Consider the following 25,969-nt stretch of genomic DNA (forward strand, 5'->3'; position numbering starts at 1 on the left):
AAAGATTGAAAGGAAGTCTAACATGACAATTTTAGATGAAACATTTACGTTATCAAATGGTGTTAAAATTCCAAAATTAGGGTTTGGTACATGGTTAATTGATAATGATAAAGTCGTTGAGCCTGTCAAGGTAGCGCTTGATGCTGGTTATCGACATATTGATACGGCCCAAGCATATGGAAACGAAAGAGGAGTTGGTCAAGCGCTTCGTGAGTCATCAGTTTCACGTGAAGATGTGTTTGTGACAACGAAATTGGCAGCCGAAATCAAGTCATATGATGAGGCAGTTACTGCAATTGACCAGTCACTGACTGATTTAGGTCTGGATTATGTCGATATGATGATTATTCATGCACCACAACCATGGGCTGATTTTAGGAATGGTGAACACTATTTCAAGGGCAATTTAGCAGCATGGCGTGCTCTAGAGGAAGCTTATGATGCTGGTAAAATTAAAGCCATTGGTGTATCAAATTTCCAACAAGTTGATTTAGACAATATTTTGCAAAATGGTCGTATTAAACCGGTTGTTAATCAAGTTTTAGCACATGTCTCTAATACGCCGTTTGATTTAATCAAATACTGTCAGGATAATGATGTTCTAGTTGAAGCTTATTCACCAGTTGCTCATGGTGAAATCTTGCATAATCCAGAGTTACAAAAAATGGCTGATAAGTATGGTGTTAGTGTTGCACAATTATGCTTGCAATATTGTTTGCAGTTGGGGATGCTACCTTTGCCAAAGGCGGAAACACCAAGTCATATTATCAGTAATACTGAGTTAGCATTTACAATTAGTGATGATGATATGACGGCATTAAAGCAAGTTAAGCATATCGATAATTATGGTGAATCGGATTCGTTTCCAGTTTATGAAAAGACAGATAAATAAGTTCATTTCATCGAATGACATACTGCTAAGATTTCTAATCTAGGTGAGATATAGAAAATAAACTTGAATGAAGCATTCAAAAATAAAGCGTTGGTACGAAGACTTTTGCCCTCATGCCAACGCTTTTAATTTGTAGAAAGATTTGATTAGCAGTTAGTAGACTAAACGGAATAGATCGCAATAATCAGTAACAAGATGAAAACAATAGTGACAAAAGTAGCGTTTTTATACTCTTTAAATTTTAAATGTATAACAAAAGCACCAAACATAATAAGCATTAAACCGATAGCCGCCCACATTGTTAACACAGGTAGAATGTGGGTTGCTTTAGGTAAAATTAATCCTAAAGCACCAAGCATTTCTGCTGTTCCGATGAACATGATTAAATTCTTTGATTCAAGATGGTCCATCTTTTTTAATTCGTCTTCTTTTTTGCTATATTGGAAAGTTTTTGAATAACCAGAACTTAAAAATAATAGTGCTAATAAAATTTGTAAAATCCACAAAACAATTATCATGTGAATGACCACCTTTTAAATTATTCAGAGATTGTTTTACCAAAGTACATTAAATTCGGGTTAGCAACCTCATCAACTATTGTTATCGCCATCATTGGTTAATTTGATTGTACCAGTGAATCGTAAATAAGCACTATCAAAGCTACTTAATTTAATGAGTAATTTCGTGAATATAGGTAATTTATTAATTAATAAGATATTGTATGTTTCATATAGGTAAATTTTTATAATAGTGAAAGCGTTTACTAATTTAATTAAATATGTTATATTATTTTTGGAATCGATTCAAAGGGGTGAAAATATGCCAGTGACAATTAGTGAAATTGCAAAGAAGGCTGGGGTTGGTGTTGGAACGGTTTCACGATATTTAAATAATCAACCGCATGTATCTGATGAAAAAAAGAAACGAATTAGTGCAGCGATTGATGCATTGGATTATACGCCAAGTGCGATTGCCGCACAATTAAGATCAAAGTCAACTAAAAACATTGGTTTTCTAGTATCGCGTATTTCTAATCCATTTTTAGCAAATTTATTTGATATGTGTGAAACCAGGTTAAATGCATTAGGTTATCAAGTGATCGTGACGCAAACGCATGATGATTCTTTGGCTGAACAACGATTCTTAGAAAAATTAAAAACCCATCAAGTTGATGGTGTGATTATGGCATCTGTGGAAAATGAAAAATTGGTTGCTAATATGGGACAGGATTATGCGGATAAAATTGTTTTGTTTAATGAGCACATTGATAATTCTAATTTGAAATGTGTTGTTGTTGATCATTATCAAGCAACTTACGATGCATTGACATATCTCTACAATAAGGGGAAGCGACATATTGCTTATGTAACTGGTGGAGAATATAAAAATTCAGCCCATGGTCAAACAAGAACGAAAGCTTATCAGGATTTTTGTCAGTATTATGACTTAGAAATTCTCCCGTCAGATATTTATACAAAGGCTCATACAATTGAAGATGGGATCGTTATTGGACAAAATATTGGACTATTAACAAAGGAAAATCGGCCAGATGCAGTATTTGCTAATTCTGATGAAGTTGCAATTGGTATCATTGATAGTTTAAAACAACAACATATTAAAGTGCCTGATGATATTGCTGTTGTTGGCTATGATGATCAGCCGATGGCAAAGTATGTGGCGACACCATTAACAACCGTGCGTCAACCGGTAGAATTGATGGCGGCATCTGCTGTCGCATTGTTAATGCAGGGATTAGATAAAAATTCAGAAGAAATAAAACAAGAAAATGAAAAATTAGCTTTGTCTTTAATTATTAGGGCAAGTGCCTAATTTTTTTACAGCAATTTGGAAACGATTCCAAAAAGGAGCGGAAATGGAAAAAAAGTGGTGGCAAAAAGAAATTTTTTATCAAATATACCCCGCATCATTTAAAGATAGTAATAATGATGGCATTGGTGATATTCAAGGAATTATTTCGGAATTAGATTCGCTTAATGAACTTGGTGTGACGACAATTTGGTTATCACCCATGTACGTTTCACCAATGGCTGATAATGGCTACGACATTGCTGATTATTACGATATCAATCCCATGTTTGGAACGATGGCTGATTTTGACGAACTAATGAGAAAAACACGTTCTTTGGGAATAAAGGTTATTTTGGATTTAGTTATTAATCATACATCAGATCAACATCCATATTTTCAAGATGCAATCAAATCTCCAGATAGTCCGTACCGAAATTTTTACATTTTTAAAGAAGGTCATGAAGGGTTGCCACCCAATAATTGGCGATCAAATTTTGGGAAAGGCTCTTCGTGGGAACCAGTACCACGTGAAACAAATATGTACTACCATCATGTGTTTTCACCGCAACAACCGGATTTAAATTGGGAGAACCCAGAACTACGAGAAAAAATATATACGATGATTAATTGGTGGCTAGATAAAGGTATTGCTGGTTTTAGAATTGATGCCATTACCTTTATAAAAAAAGATCAAGATTTCGCGTCAATTACGCCTGATGGTATTGATGGATTAGGAAAAGTGAAACGAAAAGCAGAAAATCGACCAGGTATTGCAACTTTATTGAAGGAATTGAATGAACGAACTTTCAAAAAATATCATGCAGTGACAGTTGGTGAGGCAAGTGGTGTGGGGTATGAAGACTATAAACGATTTATTGGTGAAGATGGTTATTTTTCAATGATTTTTGATTTTAGCTATGCAGACATTGATGTTGTTTCTGGGTCTGAATGGTATCGACAGACTGATTGGACGACAAATGAGTTACGAGAAAAAATAAACAATAGCCAAACTGCCATTCAAAAAGTAGGTTGGGGAGCAAATTTTCTGGAAAATCACGATCAGCCTAGAAGTGTTAATAAATATATTAAAAATAGTGATTATCGTGATAGTAGGGGTGCCAAGGCCCTGGCAATAATGTATTTCTTTTTGCGGGGATGCCCGTTTATTTATCAAGGACAAGAATTGGGGATGGTTAATGCAAAGCGGGGAACCATTGATGACTTTAATGACGTATCAAGTAAAGACAATTATTATCGCGCAGTTGAAGAAGGATATTCTGATAAAGAAGCACTTTACTTTGTCAATATTCGGTCACGTGATAATGGACGCGTGCCTTATGCTTGGAATAATAAAGTGAATAATGGGTTTAATAAAGGTCATCAGCCATGGCTAGGATTAGCTAAACAAGCCAAAGAAATTAATCTAGCCGACGAAAAAAATGATGCATTTTCAGTTTGGCATTTTTATCAAACCATGATTAATTTAAGAAACCACTCGAAATGGTCAGATGATTTAATTTACGGTGATTTCAGACCAATAAAAAGTGGTGATACGATCATTGCTTATCGTAGAGGACAACATGTTCAAATGTATCTTAATTTAAGTGATGAAAACTGTTATGTGAATTTACCTGAAGGAAATGTCATTTTAAATACTTATCAGTCATATACAGTCAATGAATTAAAACCATATCAAGGAATTTTAATTGAGGTAACGAATAATGAAAAAGGATTATAGTAAATTAGCTAGCAATATAATTGATAATATAGGTGCAGATAATGTTGAATCAGTAACACATTGTCAAACAAGATTACGGTTTGTAGTAAAAGATCGTAAAAAAATTGATGATAAGCAAATAAAAAATTTGGACAATGTCAAAGGTGTCTTTTATGGATCAGGACAATATCAAGTTATTATCGGAACTGGCGTTGTGAATGATGTTTATGATGAAATTGATAAGCAAGGCCAGGTTAATGCCATTTATGGAAAAGATGACATTTCGGATAATAATGGTGATGAAAATGGTTCGAATTCTGAAAATAAATCAATTGTTCAAAGAATCATGGCAATGTTAACTGGTATATTTGTACCGATTATTCCAGTTATTGCAGCAACTGGATTATTCTTAGGCTTACAAAGCGCGTTAACTAATCCAGAAGTATTACATTTATTTGGTGCATCACCATCTGATATTCCGGGGAGTTTTAATACGGTTGTTTCAGTACTAACAGGAACTGTTTTTACTTTTTTACCGGCATTAATCGTATGGTCAACTTTTAAATATTTCAAGGGAACACCGATTATTGGGATTGTCATTGGCTTGATGCTAGTATCACCATCATTGCCCAACGCATATGATGTTGCTGGGGGAACAGCTAAAGCAATTATGCTTTTTAAACATATCCCGGTAGTTGGTAGTCAGGGATCAGTTTTGACTGCATTAGTTGCAGGTTTCCTTGGGGCAAAGTTAGAGATTTATTTTCATAAACATGTACCAAATGTGTTAGACCAAATTATCACACCATTCTTAACTATGTTGGTAACGTTCGGTATCATGATTTTAGGTGTCGGTCCAATTGTTCACGGTGTTGAAAATATTTTAGTAGATGGTGTTCAAGGTCTAATTCATTTGCCTTATGGTATCGGTGGATTTATTATTGGTGCTGCTTATCCATTGATGGTTTTGATTGGTATCCATCAAATGATGATTGCGATTGAGACATCATTGTTAGCAGCGACTCACCTTAATCCGTTGATTCCATTAGAAGGAATTTATGGATTTGCTAATTTGGGTGTTGCTTTGGCTATGATTATGCGTGCACGTAATAAAAAAGATAAAGCAACCTTTACCGGTGCTTTCTCATCACAATTATTTGGTGTTTCAGAACCAACTTTATTTGGAATATTGATTAGATATAATCTAAAACCATTGCTAGTTACTGTGTTAGTGAGTGGTGTTGGTGGTGCATTATTAAGTATTTTCAATGTTTCTGCCAATACTTATGGCTTAGCAGTTGTACCATCGTACTTGATGTATATTTATAATGGACATAGTTTGTTAGTATATACAATTGTTTCATTATCTGCGATTGTTGTTGCGTTCATTTTAACGAATATGTTCGCAATGCCCAAAGAATTATTAGTTGATCCAGACGCAACACAAGCAGCAATAGTAGACGATAGTGTTTATGCACCAATTGATGGTGAAACAACAGACTTAAGCAAAGTAAATGATCCAGTATTTTCATCTGGTATCATGGGAAATGGTGTTGCTATTAAGAGTAGCAAGGATAATCAAGTCAACGTTTATGCACCGCAATCAGGTAAAATGACGGTGGTTGCAGATACTGGTCATGCATATGGTCTCACGATGACAAATGGTGTTGAAATTTTAGTACATATTGGTATTGATACGGTTGCATTAAAAGGAAAGGGTTTTAATAAAGATGTTGAAGTGGGAGCGATTGTACAAAAAGGTGATTTGCTAGGAAGCTTTAATGCGCCAGTCATACGAGATGCAGGTTATGATGACACAGTAATGGTTATTGTTACGAATGATGAACATAAATTAATTGAACCAATGGCAGAAGCCCAAAAGGTCATACATGGTGATACGGTTATTACGATGCAGGAACCAGAGAGTGATATTGCTGGGGCTATGAGTGAATAAATTATATCAATCTAATTTTAGATAAAACGGATTATTCATTTGTGATGCATGTGACACTAGTTTAATTTTTTTATTGACTTGGCGTTTACTCCAAGGTGCATACTAAGATTTGTTTTTAAATTAATTAAGGAGGGATTTATCGATGCATCGTAACAAAAACTTAATTGTCTATTATTCACGAACTGGTAATACAGAAGCTGTGGCAAAATTGATTCATGACAAATTGGGTGGAGATATTGTACGGATAGTGACTAGTGAGGCTCGTCCTATTGATTACCGAGAAGAAGTACACCAAAATCAGATGGAACAAGAAAATAATATTTTACCCACTTTAGATACTCATATTGATAATCTGAAGTCTTACAAATGCGTTTTCATTGGCTCACCGACTTGGAATATGGCTTTACCTCAAGCAGTTGTTTCATTTTTGATCAATCATGATTTTACAGGATTAAGGATAATGCCTTTTAATACTAATGGCGGTTATGGTCAGGGGTCAACCTTTGATCAAATTGAGTCGCTGGCATTAGGTGCGCAAATTATTCAGGGATTTTCAGTAAAGGGTGGTGAAGAAAATAAAGGACGACTTTTAAATATTAAAAATAATCGAAAAATAGAGGTATCACAATTGTTGGATAAATGGTTAGAGTTGAAATAAGATGAGTTCTTCTTGTATAAAAATTTTGTCATATCAGTGAAAAATCAAACACGTTTAAGGGCGTAAATCTACCAACTTCAAATTGATAGATTTACGCTCTTTTCAGCTAGTTATAACGACTTATGTTTCCCTTCACTTTTTTGGTGACTTGATAGCCAGTTATTTGTCCGTTTTTTCATTGGGGAATGTGACATCAATATTATCTGCAGTTTATAAATGAGGGGTAGTATTAAAAAAGTCAGTACTATTAAATTAAATTTTAGCAAGTTATACTAAATTTATTAAGTTTATTCATTGTCTTAGGAGGTTTTGTATATGACAAAATATAACTTTTTAAAACCATATTTATTTAAAAATAAGGATATAGAATTAAAGAACCGAATTGTTATTCCACCAATGACAGAACGATTGTCATTAGAGGACGGCACTGTTAGCAGTGATGAACTAGCTTATTATTCTCAGCATTCTGGTGGTGCAGGTCTATTTATTACGGCAGTTGCAAATGTCAATTCTCTAGGTAAAGGATTTGAAGGCGAGTTGAGTATCTCAGATGATAGATATTTACCAAGGCTCAGCCAGCTAACCTCGCATATGAAGAAAAATGGCACCAAAGCTATTATTCAGATTTTTAGTGCCGGTCGCATGTCAAACAGTGCAATCTTAAGAGGCGAACAACCTATCAGTGCCAGCGCTGTTTCAGCGGTACGCGAAGATTCTGAAGTGCCACGAGCACTAACTGAAGATGAAATTATTCAAACTATCAAAGACTTTGGTGCAGCAACTAAAAGAGCAATTCAAGCAGGCTTTGACGGAGTAGAATTGCATGGTGCGAATACGTACTTGTTGCAACAATTCTTCTCGCCACATTCGAATCGTCGAACAGATCATTGGGGTGGTTCGCTTGAAAAAAGAATGAACTTTCCACTTGCAGTCATTGATGAAGCGACTCAAGTAATCGAGAAATATGCTAAAAAACCTTTTCTATTAGGGTACCGTATTTCACCGGAAGAATTGGAGGAACCAGGTATTTCGTTGGATGATACGTTGCAATTGATTGATAGGTTGAAACAAACTAAAATTGATTATTTGCATGTTTCTCAAAGTAATGTGTGGCGGACACCAATGCGGGATCAATCATCTCAGACAATTGTTAATCAAGCCATTAGAGATCGTGTTGCAGGAGCGTTCCCACTGATCGTTGTTGGTAATATTAAAACACCACAAGAAGCAGAAAAGGTCAGTCAGGCATTTGATCTTGTCGCTTTAGGGCACGAATCTATCTGGGAGCCTAAGTGGGTTCAAAAAGTTGAGGCTGGTAACGAAGAGGCCATTCGATACTATCTTACAAAGGCCGATATGGAGGATCTAGGAATTCAGCCAAGTTTCTTAGATCAAATTGCTGAAACAATGGGTGGTTATGAAAATGTTTTTAAACATGATAATTAATACCTGGTTAAAATAACAACAAATAATTGGCTACACGGTTAATGGCATTATTTAAGTAGGGTACTTATTATTTTGTTGTTGTGTATTTAACAAATAGAAAATAGAATACGTTAACTGGTTAGATTTTTAGATGGGGGTTTGAACGATGAAATCTATAATGAACGGTTTTTATTTAGGTATATCACCAATTAGTTGGCGAAATGAAGATGTCGTTGAACTTGGTGGGGATACTGATTACCGACGTATTTTAAGTGAAGTCGCTTTGGCAGGATACCAAGGTACAGAAGCTGGTAGCTATTTTCCGAAAGCAGCTGATTTAAATGCTGAAGTGGCTATTCGTAAATTGCAGGTGGGTGGACAGTGGTTTAGTAGTTTTATTATTCGTGATGGTATAGCAAAAGCATTACAAGATTTTGAAAAGCATTGCCAATATCTCGCTGAAATTCATGCATCATTTACAGTGCTATCCGAACAAACAAATTCGATACAAAGGCAAACAGATAAAAATATCTTTGCAGATAAACCCTATTTTACTGATGCCGAGTGGGAAGAGCTGTGTGCTGGACTGAATGAATATGGGCGTATAGCACATAAATATGGTGTCCAAATCGCATACCACCATCATTTAGGAACTGGCGTGCAGACAAGTGAAGAAGTTGATCGTTTGATGTCAAATACAGATGCTGACTTAGTTGGATTACTTTTAGATACTGGCCATGCGGTTGTTTCAGACGGGTCGTATCTGCCACTTTTAAAAAAGTATGCAAAACGGATCAATTATTTACATTTAAAAGACGTTCATCAAAAAAAAGAAACCCTTTTTCGTAAAAGAGGGTTCTCCTTTAAAGAAGCAATTTTAAATGACATGTTTACAGTCCCTGGGCAAGGGGATATCGATTTCAGACCACTTTTTGATTTTATAATAAAGAAGAAATACCAGGGATGGGTAATGGTTGATGCTGAAATAAATCCAAACCACGTTAATCCATTGGAAATGGCACAATCTGCGCATTCATTTATCACAAAAAATTTGAAAGACGAGATTAACTAATTTTTTTCTGATGAGTATCTGAATCAGCAATATCACTATCCTCTAAGACAGGATGTTTTTCACCAAATTTTATAATTTCATCTAATAAGGGGATTAATTCTTGGCCATTAGATGATAAAAAATATTCTGTTTTGGGTGGTACCGTTTTAAAGTCTTTACGAATAATTAATTGATCTTCTTCAAGTTCTTTTAAGCTGTCGTTTAATGTATGTGCAGTAATCTCATATAATGAACGCTGCAGTTCATTAAAACCATAGGCTCTGTTACGCAAATGATTTAAGATTAAAATCTTCCATTTACCACCAATTAAAGATAGTGTGTTGGCAGTAGCACAATGACGTTCTAATAACCGTTTGTATGTTTTTTTCATAAGCTTAAAATTCCTTTCTATAACAAAAGATTAACATAAATTAATAAGGAGTGTACAGTCATGACTAAAAATAAATATGATTTAAAAAATAAAGCCGTGTTAATAACCGGTGGTGGTAGTGGTATTGGCCGGGCCATTGCACAAGCCTTTCTAGATAATGGCGCACAGGTTGCTGTCGTTGGTCGGCGAGAAAAAGCATTGAAAGAGACAATTGCTGGTTATGATGAAAACAAGGTTTTAACAATTTCAAAAGACATTTCCCAACCAACAGCAGCGCAAGAAGCAGTAGATGAAGTAAGTGCAAGATTTGGTCGCTTAGACATTGTTGTTAGTGATGCGGCAGCTATGATTTCGGGTGAGTTTAATCAGATAACAAAGCAAGAATGGGAAAATGTACGTGCAACAAATATTGATGGTTTTTTCTATCTGGCTCAAGCGAGCTATCCATTATTGAAAAGAAGTCAAGGTTCTTTAATTGCAATTTCTTCCGTTTCTGGAAGTAATGGTGATTGGCAACAATCTATTTATAATGCTACTAAGCATGCTGTCAATGGCTTTGTTAAATCTTTGGCACTTGATTGGGGAACTGATGGCATTCGGGTAAACGCTGTTGCACCCGCATTTACACTAACTGACATGACAAAAGACATGGCTAAATCTAAGGAACAGTTGAATCCATTTATTAATAGAATTGCCCTTGGTAGGCCTGGAAAACCAGAAGATATTGCACCCGCTGTATTGTTCTTGGCATCAGATGATGCTGCATATATTACTGGAACAATCCTGACTGTAGATGGTGGGACAACAGCTTCTACTGGCCAACCACATATTGAATAACTTTGACTATCTTGGTGACTTATATAACGCAAAGTAAGATTAAAAAATAAGATACAGAAATCTTTTGTGAATTCTGTATCTTTTTTATAGTTTAGTTTTTATTTAATTTATTTGTGACGCTTGCTTGAATATAAAAGTTACTATGGTACCTAGTTAATTAGGCATAAATATCATACAACCTTTATTTTTAACTAATTACTATAAAGTATCACAAATGTCAGACGTTAACTAAGCAATATTGACTTTAAAAAAATGAGTAAATTTGTCAAATGGTATTAGATTCATTTGATCATATAAATCTGTGTGAGTTGCATTAGGAATAGTAACTAATTCTTTTGGCTCTTGTAAATGTTCGTACGCACTTTCGGCCATGTATCGTGAGTGTGCTTTTTCACCAGTTACAATTAATACAGGTCGTGGCGAAATTTCAGAAATTTTCTGCTGTAGTGGAAAATTATAATAACTCCAAGGACTTGTTGCAGACCATGCACCATTTGAATTAATTGAACGTGGATGAAATGCTCGTTCTTTATAATAATGAAAAAAATCAATTGTGATAGGATCTGCATCAGGGCTTAAAGTATCTGGTAGTACTGTTGCAGAATGAATTGGTTGATTGTTTTTGTCAAACGATAGTTCGTGGGGACCACCTTCATAAGTATTTGATTCAGCATCTTGCCAGCGTTGTATTGCCAGATAATCTCGTTCAATATCTTGTTGTTCTTTAGTTTTTGAATTATTCAATCCTAACCACATTGATTCACTCATATCGTACATAACACTTGTTGCGACAGCTTTAATTCTTTTATCAATAGAAGCTGCTGTTAATGCATGGCTACCTAAGCCACAAATTCCTAAGGCACCAATTCTTTTTCGTGATACGTAGTCTTGTAGTCCAATAAAATCAACAGCTGCCGAAAAATCTTCTACAAAAATGTCAGGAGATGCCATATTACGAACAATACCAGAGCTCTCACCAGTAGTAGATTGATCAAATGCTAAAGTCACAAAACCACGCTCAGCTAAAGTTTGAGCATATAACCCACTTGACTGTTCTTTAACAGCACCAAATGGACCAGAAATAATAACAGCAGCATACTTTTTAGTACGGTCAAAGTTAAGTGGTAAATAAAGATGGCCAGCTATGTTAAAACCATATCTGTTTTGGAATCGCACATCTTGTACATCAATTTGTTCATTAATTGTAAATACACGTGTATCATTAGTCAATTTATTCATCATTAGCTCCCTTCTTCAATTAGACAGTTTGTTTGATAGGTCGAATCATCATTTTGTTAATATCCATGCTAGCAGGTGAATCGATTGCAAACGTTACCGCATTTGCGATTTGTTGTGCACTAAGGCCAATGTGTTTTTCATTTTCTAGTTCAGCTTTTTGAGTTTCAGGGTCAGTGGATGATGTGTATAATTCGGTTGCTATAGCACCAATACCTGAAGAAGCACCCGTGATAATTACTACTTTATCTTTAATAGCCATAATATTGATTCTTCCTTTCATATAAAATTATTATTATGTTACAATCACTTTAAAGCCTAAACCTGACTTTAGGTCAAGAAAAATTTAAGAGGCAATGTAATTATGAGAAAAACATATTCAATCGGAGAAGTTGCAACACAATTTAATTTATCAATTTCAACAATACGCTATTATGATAAGGAAAATCTAATCCCTAATTTACAAAAAAACGATGCAGGTGTCCGACAATTTACATCAGAAAATCTGGAAACCATTAAAATTATTGAATGTCTCAAAAAATCAGGGATGGCTATTAAAGATATAAAAATATTTATTCAATGGTGTGAGATGGGAGATAGTACATTACAGCAGCGATTGCAAATGTTTCAGGATTTACGACAAACTGTGCAAGCTAAAATGGTTGAATTAGATGAAACATTAGCAACGCTTGAATATAAATGTCATTATTACGGACAGGCAGTTAAAGATGGTACAGAGTTTTATGTAAAAAATAATTGTTAGAAGGGACTTTTAAATGAATTAATATTTAGTTGTAAAAGACGCCGTTGTTATTAAATGCAGCAATTTAATAGCGATGGCGTCTTTTAAGAGTATATGAATCCTATATTGATATTGATTTGATAAATTTTGCTGGATTACCAGCCACGACAACATTATCTGGTACGTTTTTTGTGACAATTGAACCAGCAGCCACGACAGCATTTTCTCCAATGGTCACACCTGGTAAAATAGTGACATTTGAACCAATCCAAGCATTCTTTTTTAATTCAACGGGTTGTAAATGTAAGTTATTTCGTTTATCAGGGTTTAAATCATGATTAATGGTTGCGATGACAACATTATGGCCAATTAAGCAATCATCACCAATAATAATTCTTCCCTGATCTTGAAAACGGCAGCCTGAATTCATAAAAACATGATGACCAATTTTAATATTTTTACCAAAATCAGTGGTGAACGGTAAAAACATTGAAAATGTCGGATCATCTTTTTGACCAATAATTTTAAAAAACTGTTGTCTAATTTCTTCATCTGTATAGACGCCAGTGTTTAAAATCATGCATAAACGTCGTGTGTCACTAGAAATAGCATTCATAGCCTGTTGTGTTTCAGAATTATTTGCAATAAATTGTTCCGTGTTCATTTTTTGTAATAAATTAACTAATTCCATATTTTTCCTTCTTGTTTATCTCTTTTTTTCTCACATGTTTACTTTAAACCCTAAATCTGACTTTAGGTCAAGAAAATCTTGTTATTATTAAAATTCACTAATAGATTTGTACTAATAAGAATCAAAAATGAAACGAGTTGTTATTACAACAGTCTTTATTTCATATTTGTTATAATTTAATTAGGATATCTCTCATCATAAATACGTTGCTGTTAGCGGTGTTAATTGCTAAAGAATGTATTAATGACTGGTTAATTTAATAAATGGGTACGGGCACTATGTTCAAATGTAGATTAATAAAAGGGGATTTATTATGAAAATACATAAGAAAATGGGGATTGTTTTTGCAAGTTTGATAGCAGTGAGTACGTTCGCGGGATATGCTGGTAACAATCATATTATTGCCGCAACAGCTTCAGCACCTGCAAATGGGGATGCAGTAACCATTAAAAGTGGTGAATACATTATTCCGGAAGACAAAGAAACTTTATCTAAAAGCAAAGGTTATTTAGCTTTGAATTTACACATTAAAAACAAAGGGGCTAAGCATAGCTTAATGACTAGCGATATTAAGTTAAGGGATAAAAGTGGTAATCGGATTAAATCAGTTCAAATTTATGGTAGTGGGGATGATTTTTCAACTATGGGATATGAAAAACTAGCCAAACATGACGTAATCAATGGGTATGTTGTTTTCCCTGTTACTAAGAACAAAAAATATACTTTAGAAGTCTCACCAGTCGCATCAGGTACAAATAAAATACCAATGACTAAGGTGAAGGTTAACACTAGTAAGTATCAAGATCATACCGAGGAATCGCAAAAAGCGATGACAAGTTATGTTAATCGGGTATTTCTAAATAAGACAGATGATATTTCGTATGACAAATTATTGACTAATAAGTTAGAAGATGAACAAGTTTCATATCGGAATGTGACTCGAGATTTCCTTGAAACACGCGCATTTAACAATACGATTGCTGATGAAGCAACGACAAATATGATTAAACAAATCCAAGCTGTGAATACTAAAAAAGGGTCTGTTAAATATGCAATAAAGACAGCGACACCAACAACTGCAGAAATTACAGTAACGCCAACTTTAGTAAAATTGACTGATTTATCGGCAGTTATCACTGAAGCGCATCGACAAGTAGATGAAAATGAGAATGCTAATGGTGATATGTCGTATAGTGAAGTTGATCGCGCTGTCAAGGAGTCACTCATCAAAAAGTTTCCAGAAGTTTTAGAGACAATGCCTGTGCGAGAAAATGATGGTCAAGATATTAAACTGATCAAAGATGGTAAAAAATGGACAGTTGATACATCTGAATCGGATTATGAATTTGAACAATTACAGAAAGAATTCGGCGGTAATTTTTATTAGAAAAATGACGTAATAAAAGGGAGGTCGAAATACTCTCATCAAGTAGTCTAAAACCGTTATGTATATTATATGTCATTAAATAACTTAATTATTAAGCAACTGAATTTTTCATGAATTTAGTTGTTTTTTGGTATATCACGACTAATGTGTTTTTTATTTTTATTCGAAAAGAGATAGATTATTTACGTTGATTTTCAGAGGCATTTTCGAAAATCAGTCTATTTAGTAATTTTAAACTATTAATTATCGTTTCCTGTTCGTGATCGGTAATATTGCTTAAAACCTGATTCATTGTTTTAAATCTTGCATTTTTAATCTTATCCGATAATTTATCGCCAGTCATACTTAACTTTATGATACGACTTCGGCTGTCGTTAACATTTATGTTAGTTTCTACGAGGTTTGCAGCTTCTAAGCGTTGTATTTGTCGGCTAATTGTTGAGTGTGGGCGACCTGAAAAATCACTCAATTTTTGGACGGTTACAGGTTGCATTCTTGAAATAGCGACAAACAATGGAAATAGTTTAAAGTCTAAATCAATATTATTTTTTTCTAATAGTAGTTTATCGTTTTCAGGTTGATTAAAAAAGGTTACTAATTTAAAAGTTTCAACATATAATTCTTGTATTTTTTGAGTATCCATATTTGTATTATAAACATAATGCGTGCATAATGCACGCACTATGTTATACTTATTTATGTGCATAATGCACTTAAATAAAGAGAGGTTTTTATTATGAAAGCAGCCGTAGTTAAAAATAAAGGAATGATGCCTGTCATTCAAGAAATAGAAGAACCGCAAGCATTAACTAGTGATGATTTGGTACTGACCATTAAAGCCAGTGCAGTAACGAGAGTTAGTAAAGGAATATCTTTAGGGAGTCATTATTCTAGTGACAATTCTTTTCCAAGAATTGCTGGTATAGAAGGTGTTGGTGAGTCTAAAAGTGGGGAACGTTACTATTTTAATGGTTCAAAGGGGTTTTATGGTGCATTAGCAGAACAAACAATTGTTGATAGACATCGGACGGTCAAAGTTCCTAAAGGATTAGATACAATTACTGCTGCAGCAATTGCAAATCCAGGTATGAGTTCATATGCAGCTTTGGTTAATCGTGCTAAAATTACTGAAAATGATGTGGTTTTAGTTAATGGTGCTACTGGTACAGCGGGTAGTCTTGCTGTTAAGATGGCATATGCTTTGGGCGCTAAAAAAGTTATTGCATTAGGACGTGAAAAAGAAGATTTAAAAGCAGCTGGCGCAGATGTTTATTTATCTTCTAACGACTACAATGATGATGAACAATCTCGATATGTGGCAGATTTAGGTCAAAAAATAGTTGATGTGACCATTGTTTTAGACTATTTGTGGGGAGATTCTACCGAGAAAATTATGCAAGCGATTTATCAATTTAATCATGTGCAATCTGAAATTCGCTATATTCAAATAGGAACATTAGCATCCCCAAATATTAATTTACCAGGTAATTTATTAAGATCAACCAAAATTAGTTTATTGGGATCAGGCATTGGTTCATTGCATGGCAAAGAATTAGTTTCTGCGATTGCACATGTTTTTCAATTAGCAATGACAAACAATTGGCAAGTTTCTACAAAATTATTTGCGTTAGATCATATAAAAGAAGCATGGGATGCACCAAGTCATCCAAGACCCGTTGTGATTATTTAACTTGACGTCAGGATGCGCATCTTTAAAACATATTTACCGCGCCATATAGTAACGTCATATAAGTTAAGCGTTAATGTATGGTCGTAGAAAACAGGTAAATAAGGTATTTTTTAATAAAAATATTAGAAAGGAGATAACTTATGGAAAAAATTTATCCTAAAAAATTGCAACCTGGTGATGAAATTCGTGTTATTTCACCTAGTTCAAGTTTAGAAAAAATTGGTGGGATGCAAAATAATTTAATTGCTAAAAAACGTTTAGAAGATCTTGGCTTCAAAGTGACGTTTGGACAACATATTTATGAAAATGATCAACTATTTTCTGCTTCGATTTCATCAAGATTGGCAGATTTACATGATGCTTTTAGGGATAAGCAAGTTAAAGCAGTTATGACAACTATTGGTGGCTTTAACGCGAATGAATTATTACCCTATATTGATTGGGCATTAATAAAAAGTAATCCCAAATTTTTCTTTGGTTATTCTGATACAACGAGTTTACATACAGCCATCTTTGCTAAAACAGGATTGGTGACATATTATTCACCAGCGTATTCTTCCTTTAAAATGGATGCATTGCAAGACTTTCAAACAAAACAATGGTTGCAAGTCGTATCAAATCAAGAAAAAGATGCGAATTATGATTTGGTAGCTAGTGATGTGTATACAAGTGATCCGTGGTATGACACATCGATACCAAGGAATTTTTTGCCAAATAAATGGCAAGTTTATCATGGTGGCCGGGCAACTGGCACAATAATTGGTGGTAATATTCAGACTTATCATTTATTATTTGGCACTCCTTTTTTTAAAAGAATTGCGCAGCCAGTCGCATTTTTAGAGGAAGCTGAAGAAGATGATGCGGACGAATTTGATCGTCTTTTAGCGCAATTTTTACAAGTTTATCCAGATATAAGGGGATTAGTCATTGGTAGATTTCCTAAGGAATGCGGTATGACACATGATTTATTGTTGTACATATTAGATAAATATCCGTTGCTTAAGCAAATTCCTGTCATTTATGATGTTGACTTTGGACACACGCAACCTATTTTTACCTTTCCTTTGGGTGGTGTAATTGAAATGAGCACAGAACCATTAAAGTTGAAAGTTTATGAGAAGTAATCTGATATGTTGGAGGTTAACTAGTGTTTCAATATAAAATTGATGATGAGGTCAGCTTAGTTTTACCAAGACCTAAAGTTGATGCTAAAGCGGTTTATAACTTGGTTAACGATAGCCGTGAAGAATTGATGCCCTGGTTACGATGGGTACCACTTATACAAAATGTTGCAGATGAAGAAAAGTTCTTATCTCAAGTGATGGTGCACTTTGGGACGGGTTATTCATTAAATTTGATTATTCTTTATAGAAATCAAGCTGCGGGAATGATTAGCTTCAATAGATTTCGTGAATTAGACAATAGTACTGAAATCGGGTATTGGTTGGGTACGAAATTTGTTGGAAAAGGCATTATGCAACGTTCACTAGTTGGTATGTGTTATTTAGGATTTAATGATTATCAAGTTAATAAAATAGAGATTCACGCAGCAGTCGAAAATACACGAAGTAACAAAGTTGCTGAAAAAGGTGGCTTTCATTTAGATGGCTTCATTCGGGCAAATGAATTGTTAATAGATGGATGCCATGATGAGTATATATGGACGTTACTGAAGGACGATTGGGAAAATACCCTTTTAATGATATAAAAATAGAATTATTTAATGTTGAGAGAGCGATAATAAAGACGTTTTGCGGTCATCAGACCGTGAAGCGGGCAAAATTCGTTACATTGAGAATCCAGTCTTTGTGAACGCGTTTATGTTATAAAAATGACAGGCTTATAATTCAAACAATTTTAGCAAAAAGAGGTTGGAACATTTTCTTTTGTCCCAACCTCTTTTGTTATTTGGGAAAAAATGTCAGTAATTAGTTTGAAAGATTATTGCTTTTCAGTATTTCTTAAAAAGATGAGATATCATTTTGACACAAATAGATAGCAATCACTTGCTCTCGGTGCTTAACGATGTTATAAATTAATGGTACTGAAATAATTAATTCGTGTTTTAAAAGAAAGGGATTAATGATGTATAAAGAATACATGAAAAATGAACAATTTAATTTTCAAATCAATCGTTTCATGGAACCATATTATAATAACAATGATATTCAAAATATTCTTAATGAGTCTGTTAAATATATTTCTGATCAGGAAAGCTGGTATACAGTTTGGTACAAGTTAGGTGATCAAGCTGAAAAAGCGAAGCACTATGGGTTAGCTTCAGCATATTTTCAAATGGCTGATTTCTTTTTAATTGAGAAAGATGTTCGTAAAAAAGAGACTTATCGTCGTTTTTCAGAAAATTTCTATCAAAGTATTGATACATCAAAATTAATCTTTGATAAAGTCCCTTATCAGCAAGGTTATATGCCTGTCGTTCGTATTAATCATAAAAATGCAAACAAGACAATTATTTTTCATGGTGGTTTCGATTCATATATGGAGGAAATCATACGTTTGACATTTTCACAAGGCTTGTACGATGGTCTACCAAACTATAATTTCATTCTATTTGAGGGACCTGGACAAGGAACTTGTTTAAAAACTGGGGTCCCATTAACACATGAATGGGAAAAGCCAGTTGGTGCGCTTCTTGATTATTATCAAATTGAGGCAGCTGATATTTTAGGGATGTCACTAGGCGGTTATCTAGCAACGCGTGCAGCTGCTTATGAACCACGTATTCAAAAGGTACTAGCCTATGATGTGATGTATGATTTAGCTGAAGCGTTAATTATGAAGATGCCAGCTGCAGCTGAAATTGTACCTAAATTAACTGGTGATTCAATATTACAGAATAAGTTCAATGCGATTTTAGTAGAAAAAGCAAGAGATAATGTTGACTTAACTTTTAAATTGCAAAAAGGAATGGATATCACGTTAACGAAGCGACCTGTAGATTTTGTGATGGAAGCAGCTAAGTACACGATGAATGGCAAATTAGATCGTATTACACAAGATGTTTTATTAATTGGATGTACAAAAGATTTGTATGTTCCTGCTGAAACAGCTGCAAAAGAAGCCTTACAATTGGTCAATGCGCGTTCTATTACTAGCAAAGTGTTTACTGAAAGGAGTGGTGGCGAGCGTCATTGTCAAGTTGGCGATAAACAATTAGCTGCTAAATGCATTATCAGTTTCTTAAATGAAAACTTTTAAAAAATTGGCTATTTCTGTTGATAATGAATTTTTGTGGTTTCTTTTAATCTCAAAGTACGTTGTCATATTGGGCGTATCAGTTAAAAAAAGTGAGGTTATATGATTGTTAGATACCAAAATTCGGAGGTTAGGAGGTTAAAGGTTGATTGTGAAGAAATTAATTTCGAATAAGTATGTGAGATTAGGTAGTATTATAGTTGGGTCATTTATTATTTTGATTAGTTTAGTGATGATTCGAGATGTTTTATTCTATAACGTTTTAGGTCAATTTGGTTTGATTAAACATGACCAACCTACGGCATTTTTGGGGACAACACTGTTTTTCTTAGGATCAATATTGTTAGCAATACTACCAAAATTGATTCTGAACATTAAGTGGCCTGTCAAGTTTCATTTCAGTATCAAAAAAAATATCAATTGGCTGTCGATTGTTCCACTTCTTTTGGCGATAATATTGCCAACGTGTGATCAAATAATTGATTCTATCAAAGCTTTACCACACATGGAGATTGATGCCATTTATGCGGATATTGTCATTGGCAGTCAACCAGGATTTTTTGAGGAGTTATTAATACGCGGCACTATTTTTATACTGCTGCTGTGGCTTTTTAATGATTCAAAATGGCAAATATTTATGGCAACTATCATTTCTTCGTTGATTTTTGGATCAATACACTTTATTAACATATCAGGAGGTGAAGCGCCACTAGAAGTGATTCAACAAGTTATGTACGCCACTGTTTTTGGAATTGGTTTTGCAGTTCTCTATATTAGAACGGGTTCGTTATGGCTACCAATTATTGTCCACTCTTTTGTAGATATCACCTCGCTGATTCAAAACAGTTCGGGAGCAATGACATGGACTGAAGTGATAATTGGTTTTTTGCCAGTATTGATTATTTCATTATGGATGATTCGACCATCAGCACCTGGCAGTATGTTAAAGGAAACAGACGATACAATTAGCTAATTTTGATATATTTAGCACATATTAAAAGATTTTAGAAGACAGTGGGTTTTGAAGTGTGCTTGGAAGTTAAAGTAAAAATTTAACTTCTAAGCGCACTTCTTTTTTGTTTATTTTAATATGTTTATAGCGATTGCAAAAATCAAACATGATAAGATAAAGATGTGTGAAATTACCATATAAGGGGGAATATGATGACAAGTGAATGGTGGCAAAAAGCAGTTGTGTATCAGGTGTATCCACGTAGTTTTCAGGATACTGATGGGGATGGTATGGGAGATATTCCCGGTGTGATTAAGCGATTACCTTATTTAAAAAAATTGGGAATCGATGTTGTTTGGTTAAGTCCAGTTTATCAATCGCCAAATGCTGACAATGGTTATGATATTAGTGATTATCAAGCCATTCAACCGGCATTTGGGACGATGGCAGATATGCATGAGTTGTTCCAGAAAGCCCATGAATTAGATTTAAAGATTATGATGGATTTGGTGGTTAATCATACATCTGATGAGCACGCATGGTTTAAGCAAAGTCGGGTATCAAAAGATAATCCATACCGTGATTTTTATATTTGGCGTGATCCAATTGACGGTCATGAGCCTAATAACTGGGCATCTGATTTTGGTGGATCAGCCTGGGAGTATGATGCTTACACTGGTCAATACTATTTACATATCTTTTCAAAGAAACAACCTGATTTAAATTGGGAGAATCCAAAGTTACGTCAAGCTATTTATGACATGATGAACTGGTGGTTGGCACAAGGTGTTGATGGGTTCCGTATGGATGTGATTAATTTAATTTCAAAAGATATGCAGTTTCCAGATGATCCCAATGTTGTTGTTGGTCAACATAGTTCATCAATGGAGATGGTTGCAAATGGGCCTCGTGTTCATGAATTTTTGCGTGAAATGAATGAAAAAGTGTTATCAAAAGCTAATATTATGACAGTTGGTGAAACACCAGGTGTTACACCGGCAGATGCAATAAAATATACCGGTTTTAACGCGCATGAGTTACAGATGGTTTTCCAATTTGAACATACGACTATTGATGATAGTAAAGAAGGGCTAGGTAAATGGAGTGATGAGCGTTTTTCATTAGTTGATTTAAAACGTGTTTTATCAAAATGGCAAAATGAATTAGACGGTAAAGCTTGGAATAGTTTGTATTGGAATAATCACGATCGACCACGTGTTGTTTCACGTTTCGGTGACGAGCGTCCTGAGTATCGTGAATTATCAGCTAAAATGTTGGGAACTGTTTTACATTTGATGCAAGGAACACCCTATGTATACCAAGGTGAAGAAATTGGTATGACAAATATTAAGTATGATGATATTCACGATTATCAAGACATTGATACTTTGAATGCCTATCAAGATTTAGTTATGAAACAACATCGTATATCACCTGATCAAATGATGAAATATGTTTATCATTCATCACGCGATAACGCTCGAACACCAATGCAATGGGATAATAGAACCGCGGCTGGATTTACGACTGGGACACCTTGGCTTCAGGTCAATGAAAATTACCCAGAAATTAATGTCACACAGGCATTAGCGGATAATCATTCGATTTTTTATTATTATCAATCTTTGATTAAGTTACGCCATGAACTACCAATTATCACAACAGGACACTATGAATTGTTGGCATCTGATGATGAAGAAGTTTATATGTATAAGCGAATCGCTGATAAGGAAGAATTATTAATTATTGCTAATTTTACAGATCATAAAGTCATTCGTAAATTGGTAATACCCCAAAATGCCGAAAAGATTATTAGTAATTATCGGGATGATGCCGATGACGTGTTAAGACCATATGAGGCAAAGGTTTATCGGTATTTTACAAAATAGACTATCATCTCAATATACTAAAATGATACGAAATTGGGGAGACAATTATGGCAATTACTAACATCGAATTTTATTCTGAAAAATTACAAATGAATACAAAAATTAACGTTATATTACCAGAATATCCAGAACATCATGGCAAGGTATTGTTACTATTGCATGGCTTGAATGATGACGAAACGTCATGGCTAACACAGACAAGATTAGCAGCGTATGCTAGTGAATTTCAAATGACAATCATCATGCCACGTGCTGATCGTAGCTATTACACAAATATAATCGGTGGCAGCCAGTATTTTGATTATATTGCTGATGAAGTGTTGCAACGTTGTCGACAATGGTTTCATTTGCCATCTGATTCAAACAAATGTTTTATTGCTGGTGTGTCAATGGGCGGGTTTGGTGCGCTAAAAATTGGTTTAACGCACCCTGATCAATTCCAACAAATATTTGCGTTATCAGCAATGCCGGATATTGCAAAGCATTGGCGAAACCATCCTGACCGTAATAATTGGTATCATCGTTTGTTTGGCTCACCAGATCAGGTACCAGGATCAGAAAATGATATTGCATATTTAATTTCTCAACAGACAGAGAATGCGCCAGCAATTTGGCAACTTTGTGGTGTTGATGATCCATTTTATGCCATGAATCAGACACTAAATCATCAGATTGAACAAAAAGGATTAAAACATGAGTTTCTGGAAGTACCTGGTGCAAATGAATGGCAAGTTTGGGACCGCGCTATTCAACAAGTCGTTCAAATGATTGATCAATTATAAAAAAGAAGAAATTTTTTGTATGTATTAAAAGTAGGATTATGAACGGTGCTGCTTGCGATATTGGTTTATCAAAAACAAACAATAAATAGTTTAATACATAGTCAGCATTTATATTTTCTTAAGTGTTAATATTAGAATTTTAAATGAGAATATTTCCATTTAAGCCTTGACAATTTCAAACAGACGGATTAACATTAATGACAACTTAATAAGTAATTGCTAAGAAAAGATGAGTAATCAATGATAGAAGCTTTACAGAGAGTCATGGTAGCTGTGAAATGACAAGTGGATTCTGATGAAGATGGTCTTGGAATGCAAACGGACGGCAAGTTGAGAAATAAGTCGGTCGCGGTTCTGCCCGTTAACGTAGAAAGGTATAGCAAGTATTGTGTACCTGATGAGAACATCGTTTGTAAAGATGATGTTAAAAGTGGGTGGTACCGCGTGAAAATTATATTGTTAATGACACGCCCCTAGAAGATAACGAGAGTTGTTTTCTGGGGGTGTTTTTTGTATAGAAAAGGAGAAATGACAATGGTTAGTCAAACAGCAACAAAGTTACATTATGATATTGTAGGAAGTTTCCTACGACCAAGTGAATTAAAGCAAGCACGTGAAGATTATGCAGCAAACAAGATTAGCTATGAACAATTGACAGCAGTGGAAGATGAAGCCATTCGTGATTTGGTTACGAAGGAAATTGATGCTGGCTTAAAAATTGTGACTGATGGTGAATTCCGTCGCAGTTATTGGCATCTGGATACATTTTGGGGATTTGCTGGAATAAAACATACGGTCCCAGAACATGGTTATCTATTTCATGATGAAGAAACGCGAGCTGACTCAGCACAGGTAGAAGGTAAGATTGCCTTTGATCCCGATCATCATGATGTCAAGGCTTTTAAGTTTTTACGTGACTTAGTAGCTGATGAAGATGACATTACACCACGTCAGAGTATTCCAGCGCCTGCACAGTTTTATGCAGAAATCGTGCGCGGCGAAGAAAATGTTGCAGCTGTAAATAAGTATTACGATAATCAAGAAGATTTGATTGCAGATATTGGTCAGGCATATCATGATTTGATTTTGGCTTTGTATGACGAAGGTTGTCGCGATGTCAAAATTGATGATTGTACTTGGGGTATGGTGGTTGATCATGACTTTTGGGAAGATATGACGAATGGTGATTTTGATTTGAATGATTTGCAAGATATTTATTTGAAATTAAATAACGCCGCAATAACAGATTTGCCTGATGATTTGCGTATCAGCACGCATGTTTGCCGTGGTAATTATCATTCAACATGGGCAGCTAAAGGTGGTTATGCACCAGTTGCTAGTCATCTATTAGCGCAAGAGAAAGTGGATGCTTTTTATCTAGAATTTGATGATGATCGTTCTGGTGATTTCGCACCTTTAGCTGAAGTACCAGAGGGTAAGCAAGTTGTACTTGGTTTAGTTACTAGTAAGAAGCCAGAATTAGAATCTAAAGAAACGCTAGTCGAACGAATTAAAGAAGCCTCACAATTTGTGCCTTTAGAGAACTTATCACTTAGCACACAATGTGGCTTTGCTTCAACTGAGGAAGGAAACAAGCTTACTGAACAACAAGAATGGGATAAAATTCGCTTAGTTGTTGAAACTGCCCAAGAAGTTTGGGGAGAATAAAGTAGAAATAAAACAGAGTTGAAAGTCTCATTAATAAATGATTACGTCTGCCTGATATAAAGTGACGGCAAATAAGAAACATTATCAATTATAGTTCAAGTATTTTCATTTTTGTCTCAGTCTTTGTTACTAGCCTTTCAATAGTTGTATTTCACTCTGGAAGGTAAGCGATATAGTATAGTAGAAATGTATTCATTGTTCAAAAATGGTTTCATTGCTGATGTACATCAGGATGAGACCATTTTTTATTTTTGAATGAGTTTTCAGTTGAAATAGGAAGTGGGAAAAATTTTTTGAAAGTAGCTATGAAGCACATATTAAATATTCTATAAATATTTTTGAAATCATGAATTCTATTTGGATCATAATGTACTGTTTTTGTCAGTTCAAATATTTGTGCCATTCTATAGTACAGATATTTATATTAGTCATAATTCAATGAGTGAGGATTTGAACTAATATGACAGAAAGTTGGGTTGCTTTTCTCGCAACTAGTGGTTGCATGGTTGTGCTCTGATGATTAGCGTGCTTTTCTAATCAGTTTGGTGCACAATGAGTACAAATAAATAGATAAGAGGCGTAGTCATATGACAACAATATTGGGTAAACGAATCAAAGAAGAGCGTGAGAAAAAAGATTTGACACAAGATCAATTAGCACAAACATTAAATGTTAGTCGACAGGCAATTTCTAAATGGGAGTTGGGAACTGCTTACCCTGATATTGAACGGTTAATTACATTGAGTGATTTTTTTAATATCTCATTAGATAATTTGATAAAGGGTGATGTAGATTTGAAAAATAGAATTACTATTGATGATAGTAGTCATTCTGAAACTAATTTTTGGGATTTTTTAATCCACGGCGGGTGGATCATTGTTGCGATTGTTTGGATTATCGGGACCGTTATCAAATCAGTTTGGGGCTAATGATTAGCTGAGTGTTTGAATAAAAAACATGAACTGATAAACTGAAATGACCA

The 25,969-nt window shown here is 34.6% G+C and carries 25 protein-coding genes; 19 read left to right on the forward strand and 6 right to left on the reverse strand.

All coding sequences use genetic code 11. The annotated features are described in order from the left end of the window. Nucleotides 1-22 precede the first annotated feature (22 nt). Nucleotides 23-892: an aldo/keto reductase gene (locus AC3B5D_RS02790; RefSeq protein WP_489839618.1), complete on the forward strand. Its 870-nt coding sequence runs from the start codon at nt 23-25 to the stop codon at nt 890-892. A gap of 161 nt (nt 893-1,053) precedes the next feature. Here the strand turns inward: AC3B5D_RS02790 and AC3B5D_RS02795 are convergent, their stop codons facing one another. After that, nucleotides 1,054-1,410, reverse strand: a complete 357-nt coding sequence (locus AC3B5D_RS02795; protein ID WP_489839617.1) for a DoxX family protein — start codon at nt 1,408-1,410, stop codon at nt 1,054-1,056. Nucleotides 1,411-1,711: 301 nt separating this feature from the next. Here AC3B5D_RS02795 and AC3B5D_RS02800 point away from each other — a divergent pair, with 301 nt between their 5' ends. The 6 genes from AC3B5D_RS02800 (at nt 1,712) to iolE (ending at nt 9,527) form a co-directional block, all read left to right on the forward strand. Then, nucleotides 1,712-2,722 carry a LacI family DNA-binding transcriptional regulator gene (locus AC3B5D_RS02800; RefSeq protein WP_489839616.1) on the forward strand — a complete coding sequence of 337 codons (1,011 nt, stop codon included), beginning with the start codon at nt 1,712-1,714 and terminating at the stop codon, nt 2,720-2,722. A 43-nt stretch (nt 2,723-2,765) separates the two neighbouring features. Continuing rightward, nucleotides 2,766-4,439, forward strand: a complete 1,674-nt coding sequence (locus AC3B5D_RS02805) for an alpha-glucosidase (protein ID WP_489839615.1) — start codon at nt 2,766-2,768, stop codon at nt 4,437-4,439. Then, on the forward strand, nt 4,423-6,372 hold the full coding sequence (locus tag AC3B5D_RS02810) for a PTS sucrose transporter subunit IIABC (protein WP_489839614.1): 1,950 nt from the start codon (nt 4,423-4,425) through the stop codon (nt 6,370-6,372). Before AC3B5D_RS02805 ends, AC3B5D_RS02810 begins: the two co-directional genes overlap by 17 nt. Before the next feature lie 142 nt (nt 6,373-6,514). Continuing rightward, entirely contained in the window at nt 6,515-7,030 is a 516-nt protein-coding gene (locus tag AC3B5D_RS02815; protein WP_489839613.1) for a flavodoxin family protein, read from the forward strand. A 315-nt stretch (nt 7,031-7,345) separates the two neighbouring features. Then, nucleotides 7,346-8,476 carry an NADH-dependent flavin oxidoreductase gene (locus tag AC3B5D_RS02820; RefSeq protein ID WP_489839612.1) on the forward strand — a complete coding sequence of 377 codons (1,131 nt, stop codon included), beginning with the start codon at nt 7,346-7,348 and terminating at the stop codon, nt 8,474-8,476. A 145-nt stretch (nt 8,477-8,621) separates the two neighbouring features. Continuing rightward, complete coding sequence (gene iolE / locus AC3B5D_RS02825) at nt 8,622-9,527, forward strand: myo-inosose-2 dehydratase (RefSeq protein WP_489839611.1); 906 nt, start codon at nt 8,622-8,624, stop codon at nt 9,525-9,527. Here iolE and AC3B5D_RS02830 read toward each other — a convergent pair. Then, complete coding sequence (locus AC3B5D_RS02830; RefSeq protein ID WP_489839610.1) at nt 9,520-9,897, reverse strand: winged helix-turn-helix transcriptional regulator; 378 nt, start codon at nt 9,895-9,897, stop codon at nt 9,520-9,522. The genes iolE and AC3B5D_RS02830 overlap by 8 nt on opposite strands. Nucleotides 9,898-9,957: 60 nt before the next feature. Here AC3B5D_RS02830 and budC point away from each other — a divergent pair, with 60 nt between their 5' ends. Beyond that, nucleotides 9,958-10,734, forward strand: a complete 777-nt coding sequence (gene budC / locus AC3B5D_RS02835; protein WP_489839609.1) for a meso-2,3-butanediol dehydrogenase — start codon at nt 9,958-9,960, stop codon at nt 10,732-10,734. Between the two features lie 228 nt (nt 10,735-10,962). Here the strand turns inward: budC and AC3B5D_RS02840 are convergent, their stop codons facing one another. Next, nucleotides 10,963-11,976 (reverse strand): alpha/beta hydrolase, encoded by a 1,014-nt coding sequence (locus AC3B5D_RS02840; protein ID WP_489839608.1) that lies wholly within the window; start codon nt 11,974-11,976, stop codon nt 10,963-10,965. Between the two features lie 16 nt (nt 11,977-11,992). Beyond that, nucleotides 11,993-12,232, reverse strand: coding sequence for a hypothetical protein (locus AC3B5D_RS02845; protein ID WP_489839607.1), 240 nt, complete (start codon nt 12,230-12,232; stop codon nt 11,993-11,995). Nucleotides 12,233-12,334: 102 nt separating this feature from the next. Between AC3B5D_RS02845 and AC3B5D_RS02850 the strand changes: the two genes are divergently transcribed. Continuing rightward, nucleotides 12,335-12,733 (forward strand): MerR family transcriptional regulator, encoded by a 399-nt coding sequence (locus AC3B5D_RS02850; RefSeq protein WP_489839606.1) that lies wholly within the window; start codon nt 12,335-12,337, stop codon nt 12,731-12,733. A 100-nt stretch (nt 12,734-12,833) separates the two neighbouring features. Here AC3B5D_RS02850 and AC3B5D_RS02855 read toward each other — a convergent pair whose 3' ends face one another. Next, on the reverse strand, nt 12,834-13,403 hold the full coding sequence (locus AC3B5D_RS02855; protein ID WP_489839605.1) for a DapH/DapD/GlmU-related protein: 570 nt from the start codon (nt 13,401-13,403) through the stop codon (nt 12,834-12,836). 313 nt (nt 13,404-13,716) lie between these two features. Here AC3B5D_RS02855 and AC3B5D_RS02860 point away from each other — a divergent pair, with 313 nt between their 5' ends. Further along, complete coding sequence (locus AC3B5D_RS02860) at nt 13,717-14,790, forward strand: DUF5105 domain-containing protein (RefSeq protein ID WP_489839604.1); 1,074 nt, start codon at nt 13,717-13,719, stop codon at nt 14,788-14,790. Between the two features lie 178 nt (nt 14,791-14,968). Here AC3B5D_RS02860 and AC3B5D_RS02865 read toward each other — a convergent pair whose 3' ends face one another. Next, on the reverse strand, nt 14,969-15,433 hold the full coding sequence (locus AC3B5D_RS02865) for a MarR family winged helix-turn-helix transcriptional regulator (protein WP_489839603.1): 465 nt from the start codon (nt 15,431-15,433) through the stop codon (nt 14,969-14,971). A gap of 93 nt (nt 15,434-15,526) precedes the next feature. Between AC3B5D_RS02865 and AC3B5D_RS02870 the strand changes: the two genes are divergently transcribed. The 9 genes from AC3B5D_RS02870 (at nt 15,527) to AC3B5D_RS02910 (ending at nt 25,916) form a co-directional block, all read left to right on the forward strand. Beyond that, nucleotides 15,527-16,480 (forward strand): quinone oxidoreductase family protein, encoded by a 954-nt coding sequence (locus AC3B5D_RS02870; protein ID WP_489839602.1) that lies wholly within the window; start codon nt 15,527-15,529, stop codon nt 16,478-16,480. A 140-nt stretch (nt 16,481-16,620) separates the two neighbouring features. Further along, nucleotides 16,621-17,604: a S66 family peptidase gene (locus AC3B5D_RS02875; RefSeq protein ID WP_489839601.1), complete on the forward strand. Its 984-nt coding sequence runs from the start codon at nt 16,621-16,623 to the stop codon at nt 17,602-17,604. Nucleotides 17,605-17,627: 23 nt separating this feature from the next. Then, nucleotides 17,628-18,188 carry a GNAT family N-acetyltransferase gene (locus tag AC3B5D_RS02880; protein WP_489839600.1) on the forward strand — a complete coding sequence of 187 codons (561 nt, stop codon included), beginning with the start codon at nt 17,628-17,630 and terminating at the stop codon, nt 18,186-18,188. Between the two features lie 377 nt (nt 18,189-18,565). Beyond that, nucleotides 18,566-19,699 (forward strand): alpha/beta fold hydrolase, encoded by a 1,134-nt coding sequence (locus tag AC3B5D_RS02885; RefSeq protein WP_489839599.1) that lies wholly within the window; start codon nt 18,566-18,568, stop codon nt 19,697-19,699. Nucleotides 19,700-19,847: 148 nt separating this feature from the next. After that, complete coding sequence (locus AC3B5D_RS02890) at nt 19,848-20,669, forward strand: CPBP family intramembrane glutamic endopeptidase (protein WP_489840588.1); 822 nt, start codon at nt 19,848-19,850, stop codon at nt 20,667-20,669. 191 nt (nt 20,670-20,860) lie between these two features. Next, the gene (locus AC3B5D_RS02895; RefSeq protein ID WP_489839598.1) at nt 20,861-22,537 is read left to right on the forward strand and encodes an alpha,alpha-phosphotrehalase; all 1,677 of its coding nucleotides are present in this window, start codon (nt 20,861-20,863) and stop codon (nt 22,535-22,537) included. Nucleotides 22,538-22,584: 47 nt separating this feature from the next. Beyond that, nucleotides 22,585-23,319: an alpha/beta hydrolase gene (locus AC3B5D_RS02900; RefSeq protein WP_489839597.1), complete on the forward strand. Its 735-nt coding sequence runs from the start codon at nt 22,585-22,587 to the stop codon at nt 23,317-23,319. 534 nt (nt 23,320-23,853) lie between these two features. Further along, complete coding sequence (locus tag AC3B5D_RS02905; RefSeq protein WP_489839596.1) at nt 23,854-24,987, forward strand: 5-methyltetrahydropteroyltriglutamate--homocysteine S-methyltransferase; 1,134 nt, start codon at nt 23,854-23,856, stop codon at nt 24,985-24,987. Between the two features lie 587 nt (nt 24,988-25,574). Continuing rightward, the gene (locus tag AC3B5D_RS02910) at nt 25,575-25,916 is read left to right on the forward strand and encodes a helix-turn-helix transcriptional regulator (RefSeq protein WP_489839595.1); all 342 of its coding nucleotides are present in this window, start codon (nt 25,575-25,577) and stop codon (nt 25,914-25,916) included. Nucleotides 25,917-25,969: the final 53 nt, after the last annotated feature.

The organism is Weissella sp. ESL1177 (assembly GCF_058107185.1).

What these genes read in the sequence shown, in the direction of transcription:
- AC3B5D_RS02790 (WP_489839618.1), top strand. Translation starts at nt 23, where the DNA reads ATGACAATTTTAGATGAAACATTTACGTTATCAAATGGTGTTAAAATT.
- AC3B5D_RS02795 (WP_489839617.1), bottom strand. Translation starts at nt 1,410, where the DNA reads ATGATAATTGTTTTGTGGATTTTACAAATTTTATTAGCACTATTATTT.
- AC3B5D_RS02800 (WP_489839616.1), top strand. Translation starts at nt 1,712, where the DNA reads ATGCCAGTGACAATTAGTGAAATTGCAAAGAAGGCTGGGGTTGGTGTT.
- AC3B5D_RS02805 (WP_489839615.1), top strand. Translation starts at nt 2,766, where the DNA reads ATGGAAAAAAAGTGGTGGCAAAAAGAAATTTTTTATCAAATATACCCC.
- AC3B5D_RS02810 (WP_489839614.1), top strand. Translation starts at nt 4,423, where the DNA reads ATGAAAAAGGATTATAGTAAATTAGCTAGCAATATAATTGATAATATA.
- AC3B5D_RS02815 (WP_489839613.1), top strand. Translation starts at nt 6,515, where the DNA reads ATGCATCGTAACAAAAACTTAATTGTCTATTATTCACGAACTGGTAAT.
- AC3B5D_RS02820 (WP_489839612.1), top strand. Translation starts at nt 7,346, where the DNA reads ATGACAAAATATAACTTTTTAAAACCATATTTATTTAAAAATAAGGAT.
- iolE (WP_489839611.1), top strand. Translation starts at nt 8,622, where the DNA reads ATGAAATCTATAATGAACGGTTTTTATTTAGGTATATCACCAATTAGT.
- AC3B5D_RS02830 (WP_489839610.1), bottom strand. Translation starts at nt 9,897, where the DNA reads ATGAAAAAAACATACAAACGGTTATTAGAACGTCATTGTGCTACTGCC.
- budC (WP_489839609.1), top strand. Translation starts at nt 9,958, where the DNA reads ATGACTAAAAATAAATATGATTTAAAAAATAAAGCCGTGTTAATAACC.
- AC3B5D_RS02840 (WP_489839608.1), bottom strand. Translation starts at nt 11,976, where the DNA reads ATGATGAATAAATTGACTAATGATACACGTGTATTTACAATTAATGAA.
- AC3B5D_RS02845 (WP_489839607.1), bottom strand. Translation starts at nt 12,232, where the DNA reads ATGGCTATTAAAGATAAAGTAGTAATTATCACGGGTGCTTCTTCAGGT.
- AC3B5D_RS02850 (WP_489839606.1), top strand. Translation starts at nt 12,335, where the DNA reads ATGAGAAAAACATATTCAATCGGAGAAGTTGCAACACAATTTAATTTA.
- AC3B5D_RS02855 (WP_489839605.1), bottom strand. Translation starts at nt 13,403, where the DNA reads ATGGAATTAGTTAATTTATTACAAAAAATGAACACGGAACAATTTATT.
- AC3B5D_RS02860 (WP_489839604.1), top strand. Translation starts at nt 13,717, where the DNA reads ATGAAAATACATAAGAAAATGGGGATTGTTTTTGCAAGTTTGATAGCA.
- AC3B5D_RS02865 (WP_489839603.1), bottom strand. Translation starts at nt 15,433, where the DNA reads ATGGATACTCAAAAAATACAAGAATTATATGTTGAAACTTTTAAATTA.
- AC3B5D_RS02870 (WP_489839602.1), top strand. Translation starts at nt 15,527, where the DNA reads ATGAAAGCAGCCGTAGTTAAAAATAAAGGAATGATGCCTGTCATTCAA.
- AC3B5D_RS02875 (WP_489839601.1), top strand. Translation starts at nt 16,621, where the DNA reads ATGGAAAAAATTTATCCTAAAAAATTGCAACCTGGTGATGAAATTCGT.
- AC3B5D_RS02885 (WP_489839599.1), top strand. Translation starts at nt 18,566, where the DNA reads ATGTATAAAGAATACATGAAAAATGAACAATTTAATTTTCAAATCAAT.
- AC3B5D_RS02895 (WP_489839598.1), top strand. Translation starts at nt 20,861, where the DNA reads ATGACAAGTGAATGGTGGCAAAAAGCAGTTGTGTATCAGGTGTATCCA.
- AC3B5D_RS02900 (WP_489839597.1), top strand. Translation starts at nt 22,585, where the DNA reads ATGGCAATTACTAACATCGAATTTTATTCTGAAAAATTACAAATGAAT.
- AC3B5D_RS02905 (WP_489839596.1), top strand. Translation starts at nt 23,854, where the DNA reads ATGGTTAGTCAAACAGCAACAAAGTTACATTATGATATTGTAGGAAGT.
- AC3B5D_RS02910 (WP_489839595.1), top strand. Translation starts at nt 25,575, where the DNA reads ATGACAACAATATTGGGTAAACGAATCAAAGAAGAGCGTGAGAAAAAA.